The sequence below is a fragment of the Kitasatospora albolonga genome (assembly GCA_002082585.1).
GTDB lineage: Bacteria > Actinomycetota > Actinomycetes > Streptomycetales > Streptomycetaceae > Streptomyces > Streptomyces stephensoniae.
This window is the reverse complement of record CP020563.1, coordinates 1,954,173-1,972,667: the sequence shown is the minus strand read 5'-3', so window position 1 is coordinate 1,972,667 and position 18,495 is coordinate 1,954,173. Positions and strand designations below refer to the sequence as shown.

The 18,495-nt window shown below is 73.1% G+C and carries 14 protein-coding genes and 1 riboswitch; of the genes, 6 read left to right on the top strand and 8 right to left on the bottom strand.

Annotated features, from left to right (window positions below; translation table 11 throughout):
• The first annotated feature begins 127 nt into the window (after nucleotides 1-127).
• Complete coding sequence (locus tag B7C62_08530; GenBank protein ID ARF72313.1) at nucleotides 128-2,266, top strand: EmrB/QacA family drug resistance transporter; 2,139 nt, start codon at nucleotides 128-130, stop codon at nucleotides 2,264-2,266.
• Between the two features lie 15 nt (nucleotides 2,267-2,281).
• Here B7C62_08530 and B7C62_08525 read toward each other — a convergent pair whose 3' ends face one another.
• The gene (locus tag B7C62_08525) at nucleotides 2,282-2,770 is read right to left on the bottom strand and encodes a GNAT family N-acetyltransferase (protein ID ARF72312.1); all 489 of its coding nucleotides are present in this window, start codon (nucleotides 2,768-2,770) and stop codon (nucleotides 2,282-2,284) included.
• 106 nt (nucleotides 2,771-2,876) lie between these two features.
• Between B7C62_08525 and B7C62_08520 the strand changes: the two genes are divergently transcribed.
• Together B7C62_08520 and B7C62_08515 are read left to right on the top strand one after the other, a co-directional pair.
• Nucleotides 2,877-3,983 carry a serine protease gene (locus B7C62_08520; GenBank protein ARF77051.1) on the top strand — a complete coding sequence of 369 codons (1,107 nt, stop codon included), beginning with the start codon at nucleotides 2,877-2,879 and terminating at the stop codon, nucleotides 3,981-3,983.
• A gap of 224 nt (nucleotides 3,984-4,207) precedes the next feature.
• Nucleotides 4,208-6,349: a hypothetical protein gene (locus B7C62_08515; GenBank protein ARF77050.1), complete on the top strand. Its 2,142-nt coding sequence runs from the start codon at nucleotides 4,208-4,210 to the stop codon at nucleotides 6,347-6,349.
• A 182-nt stretch (nucleotides 6,350-6,531) separates the two neighbouring features.
• Here B7C62_08515 and B7C62_08510 read toward each other — a convergent pair whose 3' ends face one another.
• Complete coding sequence (locus B7C62_08510; protein ID ARF72311.1) at nucleotides 6,532-7,788, bottom strand: steroid C27-monooxygenase; 1,257 nt, start codon at nucleotides 7,786-7,788, stop codon at nucleotides 6,532-6,534.
• A gap of 327 nt (nucleotides 7,789-8,115) precedes the next feature.
• On the opposite strand from B7C62_08510, the gene B7C62_08505 reads away from it, so the two are divergent.
• Nucleotides 8,116-9,294, top strand: coding sequence for an acetyl-CoA acetyltransferase (locus B7C62_08505; GenBank protein ID ARF72310.1), 1,179 nt, complete (start codon nucleotides 8,116-8,118; stop codon nucleotides 9,292-9,294).
• A gap of 90 nt (nucleotides 9,295-9,384) precedes the next feature.
• Here B7C62_08505 and B7C62_08500 read toward each other — a convergent pair whose 3' ends face one another.
• The 6 genes from B7C62_08500 to B7C62_08475 all read right to left on the bottom strand — a co-directional run bounded on the left by B7C62_08500 (nucleotide 9,385) and on the right by B7C62_08475 (nucleotide 16,604).
• A complete protein-coding gene (locus tag B7C62_08500; protein ARF72309.1) occupies nucleotides 9,385-10,227 on the bottom strand; it encodes an ECF transporter S component in 843 nt (280 codons plus the stop codon).
• Nucleotides 10,224-11,933 carry a cobalt ABC transporter ATP-binding protein gene (locus B7C62_08495; protein ID ARF72308.1) on the bottom strand — a complete coding sequence of 570 codons (1,710 nt, stop codon included), beginning with the start codon at nucleotides 11,931-11,933 and terminating at the stop codon, nucleotides 10,224-10,226. Before B7C62_08495 ends, B7C62_08500 begins: the two co-directional genes overlap by 4 nt.
• Nucleotides 11,930-13,135: a cobalt ABC transporter permease gene (locus B7C62_08490; protein ID ARF72307.1), complete on the bottom strand. Its 1,206-nt coding sequence runs from the start codon at nucleotides 13,133-13,135 to the stop codon at nucleotides 11,930-11,932. The genes B7C62_08495 and B7C62_08490 overlap by 4 nt, the downstream gene beginning before the upstream one ends.
• The gene (locus B7C62_08485; protein ID ARF77049.1) at nucleotides 13,132-13,860 is read right to left on the bottom strand and encodes a hypothetical protein; all 729 of its coding nucleotides are present in this window, start codon (nucleotides 13,858-13,860) and stop codon (nucleotides 13,132-13,134) included. Before B7C62_08485 ends, B7C62_08490 begins: the two co-directional genes overlap by 4 nt.
• Before the next feature lie 47 nt (nucleotides 13,861-13,907).
• Nucleotides 13,908-15,173 carry a hypothetical protein gene (locus tag B7C62_08480; GenBank protein ID ARF72306.1) on the bottom strand — a complete coding sequence of 422 codons (1,266 nt, stop codon included), beginning with the start codon at nucleotides 15,171-15,173 and terminating at the stop codon, nucleotides 13,908-13,910.
• A gap of 160 nt (nucleotides 15,174-15,333) precedes the next feature.
• Nucleotides 15,334-15,406, bottom strand: a riboswitch (cobalamin riboswitch).
• 160 nt (nucleotides 15,407-15,566) lie between these two features.
• Nucleotides 15,567-16,604, bottom strand: coding sequence for a hydrolase (locus B7C62_08475; GenBank protein ARF72305.1), 1,038 nt, complete (start codon nucleotides 16,602-16,604; stop codon nucleotides 15,567-15,569).
• A 190-nt stretch (nucleotides 16,605-16,794) separates the two neighbouring features.
• Between B7C62_08475 and B7C62_08470 the strand changes: the two genes are divergently transcribed.
• Both B7C62_08470 and B7C62_08465 read left to right on the top strand, forming a co-directional pair.
• Entirely contained in the window at nucleotides 16,795-18,255 is a 1,461-nt protein-coding gene (locus B7C62_08470) for an aldehyde dehydrogenase (protein ARF72304.1), read from the top strand.
• Nucleotides 18,255-18,488 (top strand): ferredoxin, encoded by a 234-nt coding sequence (locus B7C62_08465; GenBank protein ARF72303.1) that lies wholly within the window; start codon nucleotides 18,255-18,257, stop codon nucleotides 18,486-18,488. The genes B7C62_08470 and B7C62_08465 overlap by 1 nt, the downstream gene beginning before the upstream one ends.
• Nucleotides 18,489-18,495 lie beyond the last annotated feature (7 nt).

The following is an 18,495-nucleotide window of genomic DNA, read 5'->3' as shown; positions in this document are numbered from 1 at the left end:
CCCGCTCCGGCGAAGCCCAATGCCCCCCGGTACTGCCCGGCAGACCACAAACGGCACTCGGCAGGCCATAACAGGGCAGAACGTCCAGGATGGGGGTGTAGTGGATCAGCGGATCTAGGAGATGTCCATGGCCCAGCAGCTGAGCCCGCCGCCCATGGCCCCCGGCGAGGGACAGTCCCGCCGGACCGTCCTGGTGGCGATCGGCGCGCTGCTCCTCGGCATGCTGCTCGCGGCACTCGATCAGACCATCGTCTCCACCGCGCTGCCCACGATCGTCAGCGAACTCGGCGGCATGGACCACCTCTCCTGGGTGGTCACCGCCTATCTCCTGGCGGCGACGGCCGCGACCCCGCTCTGGGGCAAGCTCGGCGACCAGTACGGCCGCAAGAAGCTCTTCCAGACCGCGATCGTCATCTTCCTGATCGGCTCCGCGCTCTGCGGCATGGCCCAGAACATGCCCCAGCTCATCGGCTTCCGGGCTCTCCAGGGGCTCGGCGGCGGCGGGCTCATGGTGCTCTCGATGGCGATCGTCGGCGACCTCGTCACCCCGCGCGAACGCGGAAAGTACCAGGGCCTGTTCGGTGCCGTCTTCGGGGTGACGAGCGTGCTCGGGCCGCTGCTCGGCGGGTTCTTCACCGAGACCCTCAGCTGGCGCTGGGTCTTCTACATCAACCTGCCGATCGGCGTCGTCGCGCTGCTCGTCATCGCGGCCGTGCTGCACATCCCGGTCCACCGCGAGAAGCACACCATCGACTACCTCGGCACCTTCCTCATCGCCTCCGTCGCCACCTGCCTGATCCTCGTCGCCTCCCTCGGCGGGACGACCTGGGCCTGGGGATCGGCGCAGATCATCGCGCTGGCGGTGCTCGCCGTGGTGCTGCTGGTCGCGTTCGTCGCCGTCGAGCGGCGGGCCGTGGAGCCGGTGCTGCCGCTGAAGCTCTTCCGGATCAGGACCTTCAGCCTCGTCGCCGTGATCAGCTTCGTCGTCGGCTTCGCGATGTTCGGCGCGATGACCTACCTGCCCACCTTCCTCCAGGTGGTCCACGACATCACGCCGACCATGTCCGGCGTGCACATGCTGCCGATGGTCCTCGGCATGCTGCTCACCTCGACCGGCTCCGGCCAGCTCGTCAGCCGCACCGGCCGCTGGAAGGTCTTCCCCCTCGCGGGCACCGCCCTCACCGCCGCCGGACTGCTCCTGCTCCACCGCCTCACCCCGGCCAGCTCCACCTGGGAGATGAGCCTCTCCTTCTTCGTCTTCGGCGCCGGGCTCGGCCTCGTCATGCAGGTCCTCGTCCTCGTCGTGCAGAACGCGGTCTCCTACCGGGACCTGGGCGTCGCCACGTCCGGCGCGACCTTCTTCCGCTCCATCGGCGCCTCCTTCGGTGTGGCCATCTTCGGCACCGTCTTCACCAACCGGCTCACCGGCCAGCTCGACAGCGCCCTCGCGGGCCGGTCCCTGCCACCGGGCGTCGACGCCGACCGGCTGGCGGCCGACCCCCGGGCCATCCAGATGCTCCCCGCCGACCTGCGCCCCTCGATCCTGGAGGCGTACTCCACCTCCATCACGGACGTCTTCCTGTACGCGGCCCCCGTCGTCCTCGTCGCCTTCGTGCTGGCCTGGTTCCTGCGGGAGGACAAGCTCCGGGGCTCGGTGACCGCCCCCGACACCAGCCAGACGCTCGCCTCGAACCCGGTGGAGCGTTCCTCGTACGACGAGTGCGCCCGCGCACTCTCGGTGCTCGCGACCCGGGAGGGGCGCCGGGAGATCTACGAGAAGATCACCGCGCGCGCCGGGTACGACCTGCTGCCCGCCGCGAGCTGGCTGCTGCTGCGGATCAAGCGCCACGGCACGGTCGAGCCCGCGCGGCTCGCCGAGGTCGCCCCCGTACCGCTGCGGGTGATCACCGAGGCGGCCCGCCAGGTGGAGGAGCGCGGGCTGGCCCGCCGCGAGGGGCTCCAGATGATCCTGACCGACGCGGGCGGCGAGGCGGTCGTACGGCTCTCGCAGGCCCGGGAGGACTCCCTCGCGGAGCTGCTGGGCGACTGGTGGGGGCCGGAGCGTCCGACGGACCTGGTCAAGCTCGTGGCCGAGCTGACGGCGGAGGTCAGCGGGTCGAGCAAGGAGCGCCCGCACATGCCGGCGCCGCCGCGCGACCATGCGGCGGACTGGCACCACGACATCGACCACCCGGACCACCGGGGGCACCAGGACCGGGGGCGCAGAGGCCGGGATCAGGAGGACCGCCCGGACCAGCTGCCCTGACAGCCCTTCCGGGCTTCACAGCTCCTTCGCGAACCAGACCTCCGCGTACGGGTTGCGCCGGTGGAAGGCCGGGACCTCCCCGTAACCGTGCTTCGCGTACAGCCCGCGCGCCTCCACCAGGTCGAGGCGGGTGTCCAGCCGGAGCAGCCGCACCCCGAGCGCCCGCGCCTCCTCCTCGATCGCGGCCAGCAGCAGCCCGCCGCCGCCCGTGCCCCGGTACTCGGGGCGTACGTACACCCGCGTCAGCTCCGCCGAACCCGGCAGGGCCTCCTCCGTCAGCACCAGCCCGGCGCAGCTCGCGGCCTTCCCCTCGTGGCGGCCGACGACGAAGAGGCCGGTCGGCGGCAGCAGCAGGTCGGCGCCGTCGTCGGTGAGCCCCTCGGTGATCTCCGCGTCGGTGGCGGGCCGCCGCCAGTAGCGGCTCGCCACCTCGTCGTAGTAGTCGCGGCGCAGCGCGGTCGCGTCGGGGGAGTCGAATCGTTCGGGGGTCACGGTCCAGGCCATGTGGGGCATTCTTGCTCCCGCACAGCCGAAGGACGACGTGTTTGATGCGCAGGGGGCACCAGTGAACCGATCCACCACCGACACCGGCACGGGTGGCGACACCGCCATGGACGCCGCGACGAGGGCCCGCAGCGTCCAGCACCTCGCCGACCGCTGGATACGGGACGCCCTGGCCCCCGGGAACCCGGCGGAGGACGGCGCCGGTTTCGTCTGCTCGCCCGCCGGGCTGTGGCTGGCGCTCGCCGCCGTGGCCGCCGGGGCGCGCGGCGGGACCGCCCGGGAGCTGCGGGCGCTGCTCGGTACGGCGGACCGGGAGGCGGCGCCCGCCGTGACGGAGGTGGCCCGGGAGCTGGCGCAGACCGGGGCGCTGGGGGTGGCGACCCGGGTGTGGAGCCGGGTTCCGGTGGAGCGCGCGTACCGCGAGGCGCTGCCCGACGTCCGCTTCGACGCGATGGACGCGGCGGCGGCCGACGCCTGGGTGCGCGAGGCGACGGGCGGGCTGATCGAACGGCTGCCCCTGAGGATCACCGACAGGACCCTCCTCGCCCTGGTCAACGTCCTGGCGCTGAAGGCCCGCTGGGAGAAGCCGTTCGACGCCCGGCGGACCCGGGACCTGCCGTTCACGGACGCGTCCGGGACCACCCGCCCGGTGCCGACGATGGCCAGGGACGTGGCGCCCGCCGATGTGTGGGCGGTGGACGGCACGTACGTCGTCGAGCTGCGCTGTGCCGCCGGTCCGGGCGGCGCCGGGGCCCGGGTCAGGTTCGTCCTGGGCGAGCCGGGCGCGGGCCCCGACCGGGTCCTGCCCGCCGGATGGGCGGACCGGGCGGCGGGCACCCCGCCGGAGGCGGACCGGGTGAGCATCGCGCTGCCGCGCCTCACCCTGCGTACGCGCATCGACGTCACCGGCCAGCTGCCCGCGCTCGGCGTCCTGCTGGCCACCTCCGACGCGGCGGACTTCTCCGGCCTCTCGCCCGTCCCGCTCGCCGTCTCCGCCGTGGTTCAGGAGGCCGTGCTGAAGGTCGCCGAGGAGGGCGTGGAGGCCGTGGCGGTGACGGCGGTCGCCATGCGGTTCGGGAGCGCGCCCCCGCAGCCCCGGCGGGTCCTGGAGCTCGCCTTCGACCGCCCGTTCGGCATCGTCGTGCTGCCCGCCGACGGCGAGGTCCCGCTCTTCACCGCCTGGCAGGCCGGGACGCCCGCCGACCCGGCCTGAGCCTTCCCGCAGCCGCCGCGCGCACCTGACCGCTCTTCGTCCGACCGCTCGTCGTCTCTTCGTCGTCTCTTCGTCGTCTTCGTCTCTTCGTCCGGACAGGAATTCTTCCCTCCTTCCGGACGAAGAGCGTGATGACAGTCAGGCAAAGAGGGGGTTGATTGTGTCTACCTCATAGGGCAATGCGAGGCTTCATCCGGCACTGCCCCGAGTCGAAGGGGCGGGGCATGGAATGGTGGGAGGGTCGGCGCAGCGTGGTAAATGCGGATCACAGTGTGCGCGGTGACGCGGTGGTGGACGTCAGGACGAGGACCGGGCTGACCCGTGCCCTGCTCTGGCTGGTCGTGGCCGCCCTGGCGGTACGGCAGACGGCGGTGGTGCTGCGGCAGCCCCCCGGTGAACGGCTCACCGATCTGGAGAGCTGGATCGGGGAGACCGGCGTCCTGCGGGTGACGGGCTCGCTCTACGACGACGGCCGGTTCACCGGGACCCCCTTCGCCGGTCTGCTGCTGAAGCCCTTCACCTTGTCGGCCGCGGCGCCCTCCGCCGTCGTGTGGACCCTCGGGGCCCTCCTCCTGGTGGCCGCCCTCGGCGTCGTCGCGGCCCGGGCCCTGCCCGAGCCGGTCGGCCGGCGTACGGCGCTGCTCGCGGTCCCGGCCGCGATCGCCCTGCTCCTGCTGTCGCTGCCGGTCCGCAACACCTTCCACCTCGGCCAGACCGGTCTTCTGCCGGTCCTGCTGGTGCTGCTGGCCTGGTTCGTGGTCCGGGACCACCGGTTGCGGGGCGTTCTCGTCGGCCTCGCCGCCGCCCTTCAGCCGGTGCTCCTGCTCTTCGCGGCGCTGCTCTGGCTGACCGGGAAGCGGCGGGCCTCGGTGACCGCGGGGGCCGCCTTCGCCTTCTGCACGGCCGCCGCCTGGGCCGCGGTGCCGAAGGACTCGTGGACGTACTGGGTGCACCATGCGGCGGGCGCCGGGCTGGGCGAGCGGGCGGACGGCCTCGCCAACCAGTCCCTGCACGGCGTGCTGCTCCGGCTCGGCCTGGCGGGACCGGCCGAGATCGCCCTGTTCCTGGTGCTCGCGGCGGCGGTCACCGTCATCGGTGTGCGCCGCGCGGTCCGGTACGCCCAGGACGGGCAGCCGCTCCTCGCCGTGGCCGTGACCGGGTGCGTCGTGGTGGTGGTCTCGCCGACCGCCTGGCAGCACCAGCTGCTGTGGGTGCTCCTCGCCGTCGTCGGCAAGGTCGGCAAGCGCGCCTCCGACCGGCTGGTCTGGCCCGCCGTCGTGGTGCTCGTCCTCACGCTTCCCGGCAAGATGCTGCTCCCGAACGTCGGCCCGATCACCTCCGTACGGGACAACGGGCTGTTCCTCGCGGCGCTCGGCGCGGCCTGCCTCGTCCCGTTCCTGGCGCGCACCTCGCCGTACTGGCAGCGGCCGATCCCCACCGACCACGCGAAACCGGTCGCCGCGCGCTGGAGACGTGTGCCGCTCCTGCCGTTCTGGCGCCGGGTGCTCCACCGCCCCAACCTCCTGCTGGAACTCCTGCTCATCCGCGCCGTCTACTCCGCGTACTCCCAGGTCCGCCTCGCCGCCACCGCAGGCCGCCCCGTCGCCGAGGAGCACGGCCGGCAGATCCACGCCATCGAGCAGTGGCTGCACATCGACATCGAGCTGTGGGTCAACCACACGGTCGTCGAGATCGCCTGGCTGCGGGAGTTCTTCGACTACTACTATTCGACCTTCCACTTCCTCGTCCCGCTGGCGATCCTCGGTGTGCTGTACGCGCGCCGCCCCGCCGACTACCGCTGGGCCCGCACCTCCATCGGCTTCGCCACCGTGCTGGCGCTCGTCGGCTTCTGGCTCTACCCGCTGGCCCCGCCCCGGCTCATGCCCGGCCTCGGCTTCATCGACACCCTCCACGGGGTCCAGGACTTCGCGAAACCCGACTACGGGACGCTGACGGGGGTCACCAACCAGTACGCGGCGATGCCGTCGCTGCACTTCGGCTGGTCGCTGTGGTGCGGGGTGGTCATCGTGATCCTCGCCCCGAAGCTGTGGATGAAGGCGCTCGGCCTGCTCCACCCGCTCTTCACCGTCGCCGCGATCGTGGCGACGGCGAACCACTGGGTGCTGGACGCGGTCGGCGGGGGGCTGGTCGTCGCGCTGGGCTTCGGGCTGACGTACCTGCTGTCCGGCCCGCGCAGGCTGGCGACCGACCAGAAGCAGAAGCGGGAACCACGGTCCACCGTGCCCGTTCCCGTGCCCGTACCTGCCCCCGCGCCCGCCCCGGCGGCCGAATCCCTCCCCGCGCCCGAGGCCGTCCCCACACCCATTCCCGCCGAGGTCGCGGAGAAGGTCGGCGGAGGCACGTAGCGGTCGGCACAGCGCAGGCGGCCGGCAGCGCAGACGGTCGGCAGCCCAGGCGGTCAGCAGAGCGCACAGGCCGAAGGGGTGCCGGGACGGTGGTGAACGCGTCCCGGCACCCCTTCGGCATGGATCGCCGCGTCTCCCCATGGTCCGCCCACCGCGCCCGCCCCGCCACTCGTGGCCCGGCGTCAGCCGAGGGGCGTGCTCACCTGAAGCTGCTTGATCCCGTTGAGCCAGGCCGAGCGCAGCCGTCGCGGGTCCTCCAGGAGCCGCAGATCGGGCAGTACGTCGGCGATGGCGTTGAAGATCAGGTCGATCTCCATCACGGCCAGCGACTTGCCCAGGCAGAAGTGCGGCCCGCCGCCCCCGAACCCGAGGTGCGGATTGGGGTCGCGGGTGATGTCGAAGACCTCCGGGGCGTCGAACACCTCGGGGTCGTTGTTGGCGGAGGAGTAGAACAGCCCGACCCGCTCGCCCTTCCTGATCCGCTGACCGCCCAGCTCCAGATCCTGGGTGGCGGTCCGCTGGAAGGAGACCACGGGGGTCGCCCAGCGGACGATCTCTTCGGCCGTCGTCCCCGGGCGCTCCCGTTTGTAGAGCTCCCACTGCTCGGGGTGGGTGAGGAAGGCGTGCATGCCGTGGCTGATGGCGTTACGGGTCGTCTCGTTGCCCGCCACCGCGAGCAGGATCACGAAGAACCCGAACTCGTCGGAGGACAGGTTCCCCTCGCCCTCCGCCGCGACCAACTGGCTCACGATGTCCTGGGCCGGGCACTCCTTGCGGGCCGCCGCCAGGTTCATCGCGTACGCCACGATCTCCATCGCCGCCTCGGCGCCGACCTCCTCGGTGATCGCGTACTCGGGATCGTCGTACGCGGCCATCTTGTTCGACCAGTCGAAGATCTTGGACCGGTCCTCCTGCGGTACGCCGATGAGTTCGGCGATCGCCTGGAGCGGCAGCTCCACCGCGATGTCCGTGACGAAGTCGAACGAGCCGTCGGCCCCGGCCGCTGCCCCCGTGTGCGCGGTCTCCACGATGGAACGGGCCCGTGCCCGCAGGGCCTGCTCCAGCGAGCGCACCGCGCGCGGGGTGAAGCCGCGCTGGACGATCTGACGGACCCGGGTGTGCTCCGGCGGGTCCATGTTCAGCATGATCAGTTTCTGGACCTCGATCTGGTCGCGGCTGATCGTCTCGTTGAAGCGGATGACGGCGGTGTTGGTGTTCGAGGAGAACAACTCCGGGTGCGTGGAGACGTACTTGACGTCCGCGTGCCGGGTGACGGCCCAGTACCCCTCGTCGCCGAAGCCCGAGATGTTGGCGGGCTGGGCGCACCACCACACCGGGGCGGTCTGCCGCATCAGGGCGAACTCCGGGTGCGGGACGCGGGCTTGGAGGAGGTCGGGGTCGGTGAAGTCGAACCCGTCGGGCAGATGGGGGCAGCGCATGGGCACCTCTCCACTCCGGATCTGGCGGCGAACCGTCCGACAGCCGCCCTCGCCTGGCGTTCCTGACGCTCCATCAGAATCTGCCCGCAAGGTAGTAACGAGTTCTACAAGTCGCAAGACTCCCGGCCCGATCCGTTCCCCGGTCGACCCCGCGCACGGTAGGCCCGCCCCGGTGCGGGGCGCGCGCAGGGCGCGTACGCGGTGCCTGCACGCCCCTTGCGCAGCCGGTCCCGCGTCACGAGACTGCTTGCATAACTAGAACGCGTACTAGTTCCTTCCGTAGGCGCCGGGACGCCACCGGCGGAAGGGCGAGGAGAGGACGAGCTCATGGCCGCGGAACCCGTCATCGTCGAAGCCGTACGCACCCCGATCGGCAGGCGCGGAGGCGCGCTCGCCAATCTGCACCCGGCCTATCTGCTGGGCGAGACCTACCGTGAACTGCTCGGCCGCACCGGTATCCAGGCCGACTGCGTCGAGCAGATCGTCGGCGGCACCGTCACCCACGCCGGGGAGCAGTCCATGAACCCGGCCCGCAACGCCTGGCTGGCCGTCGGCCTGCCGTACGAGACCGCCGCGACCACCGTCGACTGCCAGTGCGGCTCCTCCCAGCAGGCCGCGCACATGGTCGCCAACATGGTGGCCGCCGGGGTCATCGACGTGGGCATCAGCTGCGGCGTCGAGGCGATGTCCCGGGTCCCGCTGGGCAGCGGCTCCAAACACGGGCCGGGCAAGCCCTGGCCCGACGAGTGGAACATCGACCTGCCCAACCAGTTCGAGGCCGCCGAGCGCATCGCCCGCAAACGCGGCCTCACCCGCGAGAAGGTCGACGCGCTCGGCCTCCTCTCCCAGCAGCGGGCGGCCGAAGCCTGGGCCGAGGAACGCTTCAAGCGTGAGACGTACGCCGTCCAGGTCCCCACCACCGAGGAGGAGCAGGCGGCCGGCCAGGGCATGTGGCGGCTCGTCGACCGGGACGAGGGGCTGCGGGACACCTCGATGGAGGCGCTCGCCGGGCTGAAGGCGGTCATGCCGACCGCCGTCCACACCGCCGGGAACTCCTCGCAGATATCCGACGGGGCCGCCGCCCTCCTCTGGTCCTCCAAGCGCATGGCCCGCGCCCTCAGGCTCAGGCCCCGGGCCCGGATCGTGGCCCAGGCCCTCGTCGGCTCCGACCCGCACTTCCACCTGGACGGACCCGTGGACGCCACCCGGGCGGTGCTCGGCAAGGCGGGCATGTCGCTCAAGGACATCGACCTCGTCGAGATCAACGAGGCGTTCGCGTCGGTGGTGCTCAGCTGGGCCCAGGAGTTCGAGGCGGACCTCGACGGTCTGGAGAAGGTCAACGTCAACGGCGGCGCGATCGCGCTGGGCCACCCGGTCGGCGCGACGGGAGCCCGTCTGATCACCACGGCCCTGCACGAACTGGAACGCCGCGACAAGGAGTTCGCGCTCATCACGATGTGCGCGGGCGGGGCGCTGGCCACGGGGACGATCATCCAGCGGCTGTAACGGGGACGGTCACCCAGCGGCTGTGACGAGGACGATCCCCCAGCGGCTGTGGACGGCCCGGAGCCCCGGCAGGTCAAGACCCCTGGCAGGTCAGGACCCCCGGGGCTCCTCGAACCCCGCCCGCGCGTCGAACGCCGCCCGCCGTGTCGCCCGGCGCAGCGCCTTCAGCAGGGTCGGGCCGACCGTGAGCGTCAGGACGACCGTGAGCACCGCCCGCCCCAGGTCCCACCCCAGCGAGGTTGCCGCGCAGTAGGCGAGGAAGCGCACCAGGTTCTCGTGGAGCGGGTCGCCCGCCACGAACGAGATGCCCGAGGCCAGCCCCGGGATGATCGTCCAGCCGTACAGATTCATGATCGTGCCGTACGCGAACGCCGCCACCGACCCGTAGACCGCGAGCATCGCCAGCTCGGCCCGGCCGCGCAGCCGGTCCGGGCCCGGCAGCAGCCCCGCGCCCATCGTGAACCAGCCCATCGCCAGCATCTGGAACGGCATCCACGGCCCCACCCCGCCCGTGAGCAGGGCGGAGGCGAACATGGTCACCGAGCCGAGGACGAAGCCGAAGCCCGGCCCCAGCACCCGGCCGCTCAGGACCATCAGGAAGAACATCGGCTCCAGGCCCGCCGTGCCCGCCCCCAGCGGGCGCAGCGCGGCCCCGACCGCCGCCAGGACACCGAGCATCGCGACGGCCTTGGCGTCCATGCCGGACTCCGCGATCGTCGCCACCACCACCGCGACCAGCAGTGGCAGCAGCGCGGCGAACAGCCACGGCGCGTCCTGCGCGTGGGCCAGCCCGGAGTCGGCACCGGCCAGCAGCGGCCACCCGAAGGCGACCACCCCGACCGCGCTGACGAGCACCAGCGCGGCCACCGACTTCGGCCCGAGCCGCACGGGCCGGGGGGCCCGCACCCGTACGTCGACTCCGTTACCGCTCACGCGCCCGCCTCCAGCGCGCCGCGCACCTGGGAGACGGTCAGCCACTCCTGCGGGGCGAGGATCTTCGCGGTCTGCGGGGCGAAGGCGGGGGAGGAGACCACCACCCGGCCGGTCGGGCCGTCCGCGACGACCTCCCCGTCGGCGAGGATCACCACCCGGTGGGCCAGCTCCGCCGCCAGCTCCACATCGTGCGTGGCCAGGACGATGGCGTGGCCCTCGGCCGCGAGCGCGCGCAGGACGCCGACGAGCCGCCCTTTCGCCGCGTAGTCCAGGCCCCGGGTCGGCTCGTCCAGCAGCAACAGCGGCGGGCGGGCCGTCAGCACCAGGGCGAGGGCCAGGGCGAGCCGCTGCCCCTCGGAGAGGTCACGGGGGTGCGTGGCGTCCCCGACCCCCGGGAGCAGCTCGGAGACCAGGGCCCGGCAGGTGCCCTCCGCCGCGCCCGCGTCCCGGTCGGCGGCGGCGCACTCGGCGGCCACCGTGTCCGCGTACAGCAGATCGCGCGGCTCCTGCGGGACCAGGCCGACCCGGCGGATCATGGCGCGCGGATCGGTACGGGCCGGGGCCAGACCTCCCACGCGTACGGAACCGGACGTGGGCTCGACCATGCCGACCAGCGCGCCGAGCAGCGTGGACTTCCCGGCCCCGTTACGGCCCATCAGCGCCACGGTCTCGCCCGGCGCCACGGTGAGCGTCACCCGCCGCAGCGCCTCGATCCGGCCGCGCCGCACACTCAGCGCATCGACCCGGGTGACGGGATCGGCGGCGGGCGCGGGCGCCGCCACGGCCTTCGTACGGCCCAGCAGCCGGGCGATCCGCCCCGGCCGGGGGCCGCTCGACACCGGCGCGACCGGCACACTCCCGGACGGCTCCGGCGGCGCGGGCACCTCGGCCGACGCCAGCCGGGCCCGCAGCTCACCGGCCCCGCGCCGGGCATCGCGTACCGACAGCGGCAGCGGGTCCCAGCCCGCCAGCAGCCCCAACTCCGCGACCGGCGGCCGGACCGGCGACACCTTCATGATCCCGGCGGGCGCGCCCATCACCGGGGCGGCCCCCGGCGCGGGCAGCAGGACGACCTGGTCCGCGTACTGCACGACCCGCTCCAGCCGGTGTTCGGCCATCAGCACGGTCGTTCCGAGGTCGTGGACCAGCCGTTGCAGTACGGCGAGGACCTCCTCGGCCGCCGCCGGGTCCAGCGCGGACGTCGGCTCGTCGAGCACCAGCACCTTGGGGTGCGGGGTCAGCACCGAACCGATCGCCACCCGCTGCTGCTGCCCGCCCGAGAGGGTCGCGATCGGCCGGTCGCGCAGCTCGGCCAGCCCCAGCAGATCGAGCGTCTCCTCCACGCGCCGCCGCATGACATCGGGCGCCAGTCCCAACGACTCCATGCCGTACGCGAGTTCGTCCTCGACCGTGTCCGTGACGAAATGGGCCAGCGGGTCCTGCCCCACCGTGCCCACCAGATCGGCCAGTTCACGCGGCTTGTGGGCGCGGGTGTCCCGCCCGTCCACCGTGACCCGCCCGCTCAGCACCCCGCCCGTGAAGTGCGGGACGAGCCCCGAGACCGTCCCCAGCAGCGTCGACTTGCCGACCCCCGACGGGCCGACCAGCAGCACCAACTCCCCTTCCGGCACCGCGAGATCGACGCCGGACAGGGTGGGCCGGTCCGTCCCGTCGTACCGCACGGAGACCTGCTCGAACCTGATCACGCCTGCTCCTTGCCGCTACGGTCGTGTTCTTCGAAGCCCCGGCCGCGTGGTGTCGGTGGTACGGAGGCGGCGCCCCGGGCCGTCGGCGGCACGGGGGCGACCAGCGCGGGCAGCAGCCCCACCAGCACGGCCACCGCCGGCCACAGCGGCAGCTCCGGCGCGGTCAGCGGTACGACACCGGGGTGCAGCGCCTCCGGATCGACCGAGCCCGCCCAGATCATCGCGGCGGCCACCACCGCCCCCGACCCCGCCACCAGCCAGGCCCGTACGCCCCACCGGTCCGGGCGGTAGCGGGTCCGCACCGAGCGCCGCCCGCCCAGCCGCAGCCCCGCCATCGCCGCGACGAGCCCCGCCAGCAGCACGGGCAGCCCGTACCCGGCGCCCTGCGCGGCCAGCAGCCCGTACGTCCCCGCGCACACCCCGAGCAGCCCGCCGAGCGTGAGGACGTTGGTGGTGTGCCGGACGGCGGGCGGAACGTCGGCGGTACGCCCGTACCCCCGCGCGTCCATCGACGCGGCCACCGCCACCGACCGCTCCAACGCCCCCTCCAGCACCGGCAGTCCGATCTGCGCGACGGCCTTCACCCCACCGGTCGGCCGCCCCCGCAGCCGCCGCGCGGTCCGCAGCCGGACCACATCGGCGACCATGTTCGGGGCGAACGTCATCGCGACGACGACGGCGACCCCGGCCTCGTACAGCGCCCCGGGCAGCGACTTCAGCAGCCGGGCCGGGTTGGCGAGCGAGTTCGCCGCGCCGACGCAGATCAGCAGGGCGGCCAGCTTCATCCCGTCGTAGAGCGAGAAGACCAGCTGCTCCGCCGTGACCCGGCCACCGATCCGCACCCCCTGCGCCCAGTCGGGCAGGGGCAGTTCGGGGAGCGTGAACACGGTGTGCGAGCCCGGGATCTGCGAGCCGAGGAAGACGGAGAAGAGCAGCCGCAGCGCGATGACGAAGAGCCCGAGCTTGATGAACGCCCCGTAGGAGCGGGCCCAGGGCGCGTCCGTGCGCCGGGCCGCCACCACATACCCGGCCACCCCGACCAGCAGGCCGAGCAGCAGCGGGTTGGTGGTCCGGGAGGCGGCGGTCGCGAGCCCCAGCGCCCAGAGCCACCACGCCCCGGCGGGCAGCGCGTTGGAACGGCCCGCCTCGGGCGCGTGCAGGGCACGCCGGAGCAGCCGGGCCGTCCCCGGGGCGTGCGTCATCGGCGCCGGCGGGCCTGGAACACGGCGGCGACACCCAGCAGGAGGACGGCCCCGATACCGACGAGGAGCCCGACGGAGGGCCCGCCGCCACCGCTGCTGCCGCCGTCACCGTCCGCGCTCGACGCACTCGACGGGGCGGACGGCTTCTCGCTGCTGTCTTTCTTGCCGCCGTCCCCGTCGCCCGACACCTGCTCACCGCAGCCCGTCTTCGGATAGCCGGAGATCGCGCAGATCATCGCGCTGCTGTCGTACCGCAGCGGCTTCGCCACCGAGGCGAGCGCCTCCGCGCTGCTGGCGTCCGGCGCGACCTGGGCGCAGGCGGTACGCAGGGCGGGCGGCTCCTCCCCGGCCGGGGCGTCCTCCGGCGTACCGGGGTCGATCACCAGGGCAACCCGCTTGGAGCCGTCCTTCGCCGGGGTGGAGGCGCAGATGGCCCCGAAGTCGGGGGCGCGGCGCGGCTGGTCGGCGTCGGCGGAGTCCTCGCTGACGGAGAACCGGAAGCCCTGGACCGTACCGTCGTCGGGGAGCAGGAGGGCGGGGCCCTGGGTGGCGTACTCCCAGTTCTTGCCGTTGCCCTCCCAGAAGGACCAGTAGCGGTACCCGGCGGCCTCGGCGCCGCCCGCCCCGAGGAGGACCGCCGAGGCGGCGAGGAGGGCCGCGAGCAGGGTGACGAGGAGAGCCCTGAGGGGGGTGGTGAGGGGAGCGGTGCTCGGCGACCGGAGCACTGCTCCGGACCGGGTGCGCCGCTCACCGGCGGACCCGGCGGGCGGCGTCACGGCTGCTGCTTCTTCCGGCGCATGCTGAGCAGGAAGCCGATGCCCGCGCCGAACGCCAGGCCGAGCCCGACCAGCCACCACAGGCCGAGCCCGCTGTCGTCGCTGCTGGTGCCGCTGCTGGGCTGCGGACCGGTCGGCGTCGGCGAGGGGGCGGCGGTCGCGGCGGGGGAGGGGCCGGTCGCGTTCAGCTGCTTGACGAGGTCGACCCCGCCGAAACTGCGGGCGTCGGCGCCCGTCGCGTGCGCGGCGAAGATCAGCTGCGCGGTGGCGGCGGGCCCGCCCTGCTGGGCCCAGTCCTTGGAGTTCTTCTCCAGCCACTCCACCGAGGCGGCGGCCTTGTCCTTGTGCCCGGAGGCGGCGAGGGCGACGACCGCGTCCGCCGTGTTGCCGAAGTCGGGCTGCGGCGCGCTGTCTTCGGCGCCCGGCATCGGCGGCTGGTTGAGGTAGGGGGAGGCGGCCAGGGTCTCGGCGAGGTAGTGGGCGCCGTTCTGCGCGCTCTCCTCGGCGGTGAGGTCGTCGCCCTTGCGGCAGACGGGGTCCTTCACCGCGTTGGCGTCCCCGACGGCCATGCCCCGGCCCATCAGCCCGAGCACGGCGGCGGCCGAGGCGTCGGCGTTGGCGACGAGCTCGCCCTTCTTGCCGGGCTGGTAGGCGAAGGCGCCGCCGTCCTTCTCCCCGCACGGGATGGCCAGGGACTGGAGCGCGGTGTACGGGGTCTTGCCGTCGGCGGTGGTGATCTCGCTGATCGGGACGCTCGTACGGGCGAGGGCGCCGATCACGACGGCCGTGGAGTTGGCGTCGCTGGGGCTGCCCGGGTTGTACCCCCAGCCGCCGTCCTCGTTCTGGACGGACTTCAGCCAGTCGGCCCCGTTGTCCGCCGCCTCGCGGTGCTGGTTCAGCTCCACGAGCGCCTGGACGGCGGCGGCGGTGGCGTTGGTGTCCATCACGGTCGACGCGTCGCACGGCTTGGCGGCGTCGCGGTACGAGGTGAACGCGCCGCTGTCGCACTGCTGCCCCACCAGCCAGTCCACGGCCTGGGCCGACGGCGTGACGTACTCGATCTTCTGGGCGAGGAAGGCCAGCGACTGCCGCCACACCCCGTCGTACGTGGGGTCCGTGGTGCCGTAGAGCCCGGGCGGCAGCTCGGCCGAGGGGGAAGGGCTCGGCGCGGCGACCGCGACGGGCGCGACCGCGACGGGTGCGGCCGCGCCCAGCAGAACGGCGGTGGTCGCGAGCGCGGCTGCGCTGCGGCGTACGGTCATGACGGGGTGGGCCTCTCCTGCGGGGGCCGGTCCTCCCGGTCGGCGCACGAGGCCACCGGGCTCCGGCCCCGTATGCCTCGACGGTGCCGGCCACCGGGGTCCCGGTGGCCCTGGGGGCCTTGTGGTCACACGGCCCCCGGCCGCTCACGCTCCGTGGACAGGGCGTTCCGGCTGCCGTCGGGCGGACGGTTCACGGCTGGGGTCCAGTGCCGGGTTCGCACCGGCTTCCCCCTGTACGGGCATGATGACGACCTGCTCACTCTACCGGGCCGTAGCTCCGCTCCTGAGGGCGGCGGACCGCTCCTCGGGGTGGCGGACCGCCGGTATCGTCCGAAGGGAGCAGCGCCCGGACTCGTCACACCGGGTACACGCGATACCGGTGCCCGGCGCTCGTCACACCGCGATGTACGTGACCGGGTCGCTGCCGCCCACGGCCTCCGCCCGCCCGAGCTTCACCAGCCGCCGCAGATGGGACTCGGCCTCCGACACGGCGATCGACCGCGAACCGTGCGGAATCTGCCTCCAGGGCCGGTTCCACTCCATCCGCTCGGCCAGCTGCCACGGGGTCAGCGGGGTGGAGAGCAGGGCGAGCAGCCCGGTGAGCCGCTCCTCGTGGTGGTCCAGCAGCTCCCGTACGCGCCCGCCCGCATCGGCGAACGCGTGCTGGTGCGCGGGCAGCACCTCCGCCACCCCGAGCCGCCCGATCCGCTCCAGCGAGGCGAGGTAGTCCCCGAGCGGATCGGTCACCTCGGCCTCGTCGGGGTCCTCGTACAGCCCGATGTGCGGGCTGATCCCGGGCAGCAGGTGGTCCCCGGAGAACAGCCGCCCGTGCCCCGGCAGATTCCCCGGATGCCGCTCTTCCAAATGGAGGCAGACATGGCCCGGGGTGTGGCCGGGGGTCCAGATCGCCCGCAGCCGCCGCCCGGCGAGGCCGAGCAGCTCGCCGGGCACGATCTCCCGGTCCGGCAGGGCGGCGCTGAGCCCCGGCAAGGTCCGCAGCCGGCCACTGGTGCGGGCGGCGAGCAGCGGGGCGAGGTGGTCGTCGGGGGCGCCTGCGGCGGCGAGCTTGCGGGTGAGGTAGTCGAGCCAGGTGGCGGGCTCGGATTCGCGCGTACGCCGGACAATCGCGGTGTCCGCCTCGTGCATCGCGATCCAGGCCCCGGACGCCTCGCGGACCTGGCCGGAGAGTCCGTGGTGGTCGGGGTGGTGGTGGGTGATGACGATGCCGTGTACGTCGGTGACGGAGGTGGAGAGTGCGGTGAGCCCGGCGACCAGGGTGTCCCAGGAGGCCGGGTCGTCCCACCCCGTATCGATGAGGACGGGCCCCCGGTCGGTGTCGACGAGGTGGACCAGGGTGTGGCCCAGGGGGTTGTCCGGGATGGGGACCCTGATGCTGTGGACGCCTCCACCGTGGTCGGTCACCTGTGTCATGGGCTCCCCATCTCTGCTCGGCGGACGGCGCGAACTGCCCCCACTGTAACGAGAACTCGTTCCATTGGTAGCCCAGGTCTACCAATGCTTCGACTCCCGCCCGTGGACTCCTGGAACAGGAACTGGTATCAGTTCTGACGAACAGTCAGTTGAGTGGGTGCGTGTGCGGGGTTCACGGGAGGCAGGGGCCATGACAGAGCTTGTGGAACACGGACACCTGTTCATCGGCGGGGAGTTCACCGATCCGCTCGGCACCGACGTCATCGAGGTGATCTCCCCGCACACCGAACAGGTCATCGGCCGCGTCCCGCACGCTTCCGAGGCCGATGTGGACCGAGCGGTCGCCGGGGCCCGCCGAGCCTTTGACGAAGGCCCCTGGCCCCGGATGTCGCTGGACGAGCGGATCGCGGTGATCACGCGGATCAAGGACGCGTTCGCCGTACGCCACGAGGAGTTCGCGCGCCTGATCAGCGCGCAGAACGGGACCCCGTACAGCGCGAGCGTGATGGTGCAGGCGCTGGCCGCGATGATGGTCTGGGACTCGGCGATCACGGTGGCGCGCACGTTCCCGTACGAGGAACGCCGCGACGGAGTCCTCGGCCCGCTCCTGGTCCGCCGGGAGCCGGTCGGGGTGGTGGCGGCGGTCGTCCCGTGGAACGTCCCCCAGTTCACGGCCGCCGCCAAGCTGGCCCCGGCGCTCCTGGCGGGCTGCACCGCGGTCCTGAAGGTCTCCCCGGAAACCCCCCTGGACGCCTACCTCCTGGCGGAGATCACGGCGGAGGCGGGCCTGCCCCCCGGGGTCCTCTCCATCCTCCCGGCCGACCGCGAGGTCAGCGAGTACCTGGTGGGCCACCCGGGCGTGGACAAGGTCTCCTTCACGGGCTCGGTGGCCGCCGGCCGCCGCGTGATGGAGGTCGCCTCCCGCAACCTCACCCGCGTCACGCTGGAGCTGGGCGGCAAGTCGGCGGCGGTGATCCTGCCGGACGCGGACCTGGAGGCGGCGGTCGCGGGCATCGTCCCCTTCGCCTGGATGATCAACGGCCAGGCGTGCGTGGCCCAGACCCGCATCCTGGCCCCGCGCTCCCGCTACGACGAAATGGCGGAGGCGTTCGCGGCGGCGGCGGGAGCCCTGCGCGTGGGCGACCCCCTGGACCCGACCACCGAACTGGGCCCGCTGGTGGCCCGACGCCAGCAGCAACGCTCCCTGGACTACATCCGTCTGGGCCAGGAGGAAGGCGCCAAGATCCTCACCGGCGGCAGCCGCCCCGCCTCCCAGGAGCGCGGCTGGTACGTCGAACCCACCCTCTTCGGCTCGGTCGACAACTCCATGCGCATCGCCCGCGAGGAGATCTTCGGCCCGGTGATCTGCCTGATCCCGTACGCCGACGAGGCCGAGGCCGTCCGCATCGCCGACGACTCCCCGTACGGCCTCAGCGGCAGCGTCTGGACGGCGGACACGGAACGCGGCATCGACATCGCCCGCTGCATCCGCACGGGCACGTACAGCGTGAACACCTTCAGCCTCGACATGCTCGGCCCGTTCGGCGGCTACAAGAACTCCGGCCTGGGCCGCGAGTTCGGCCCCGAGGGCTACGGCGAGTTCTTCGAGCACAAGATGATCCACCTCCCCGCCGGCTACCGGAGCGCCTGATGGGCGACCGCTGGCACGTGGAGGTCGACCGCTCGGTCTGCATCGGCTCCGGCATGTGCGTCAACCACGCCCCGGCCGCCTTCCACCTGGACACCGCCCGCCAGTCCCACCCGTCGGAGGAGGACCACGACGCGGCCGAACAGATCCTCGCGGCGGCGGAGGGCTGCCCGGTGGAGGCGATCACGCTGACGCTGGCGGGGTCGGGGGAGGTGGTTTTTCCGCCGGAGGAGTAGGGAGGCC

What these genes read in the sequence shown, in the direction of transcription:
- B7C62_08530 (ARF72313.1), top strand. Translation starts at nt 128, where the DNA reads ATGGCCCAGCAGCTGAGCCCGCCGCCCATGGCCCCCGGCGAGGGACAG.
- B7C62_08525 (ARF72312.1), bottom strand. Translation starts at nt 2,770, where the DNA reads ATGGCCTGGACCGTGACCCCCGAACGATTCGACTCCCCCGACGCGACC.
- B7C62_08520 (ARF77051.1), top strand. Translation starts at nt 2,877, where the DNA reads ATGGACGCCGCGACGAGGGCCCGCAGCGTCCAGCACCTCGCCGACCGC.
- B7C62_08515 (ARF77050.1), top strand. Translation starts at nt 4,208, where the DNA reads ATGGAATGGTGGGAGGGTCGGCGCAGCGTGGTAAATGCGGATCACAGT.
- B7C62_08510 (ARF72311.1), bottom strand. Translation starts at nt 7,788, where the DNA reads ATGCGCTGCCCCCATCTGCCCGACGGGTTCGACTTCACCGACCCCGAC.
- B7C62_08505 (ARF72310.1), top strand. Translation starts at nt 8,116, where the DNA reads ATGGCCGCGGAACCCGTCATCGTCGAAGCCGTACGCACCCCGATCGGC.
- B7C62_08490 (ARF72307.1), bottom strand. Translation starts at nt 13,135, where the DNA reads ATGACGCACGCCCCGGGGACGGCCCGGCTGCTCCGGCGTGCCCTGCAC.
- B7C62_08480 (ARF72306.1), bottom strand. Translation starts at nt 15,173, where the DNA reads ATGACCGTACGCCGCAGCGCAGCCGCGCTCGCGACCACCGCCGTTCTG.
- B7C62_08475 (ARF72305.1), bottom strand. Translation starts at nt 16,604, where the DNA reads ATGACACAGGTGACCGACCACGGTGGAGGCGTCCACAGCATCAGGGTC.
- B7C62_08470 (ARF72304.1), top strand. Translation starts at nt 16,795, where the DNA reads ATGACAGAGCTTGTGGAACACGGACACCTGTTCATCGGCGGGGAGTTC.
- B7C62_08465 (ARF72303.1), top strand. Translation starts at nt 18,255, where the DNA reads ATGGGCGACCGCTGGCACGTGGAGGTCGACCGCTCGGTCTGCATCGGC.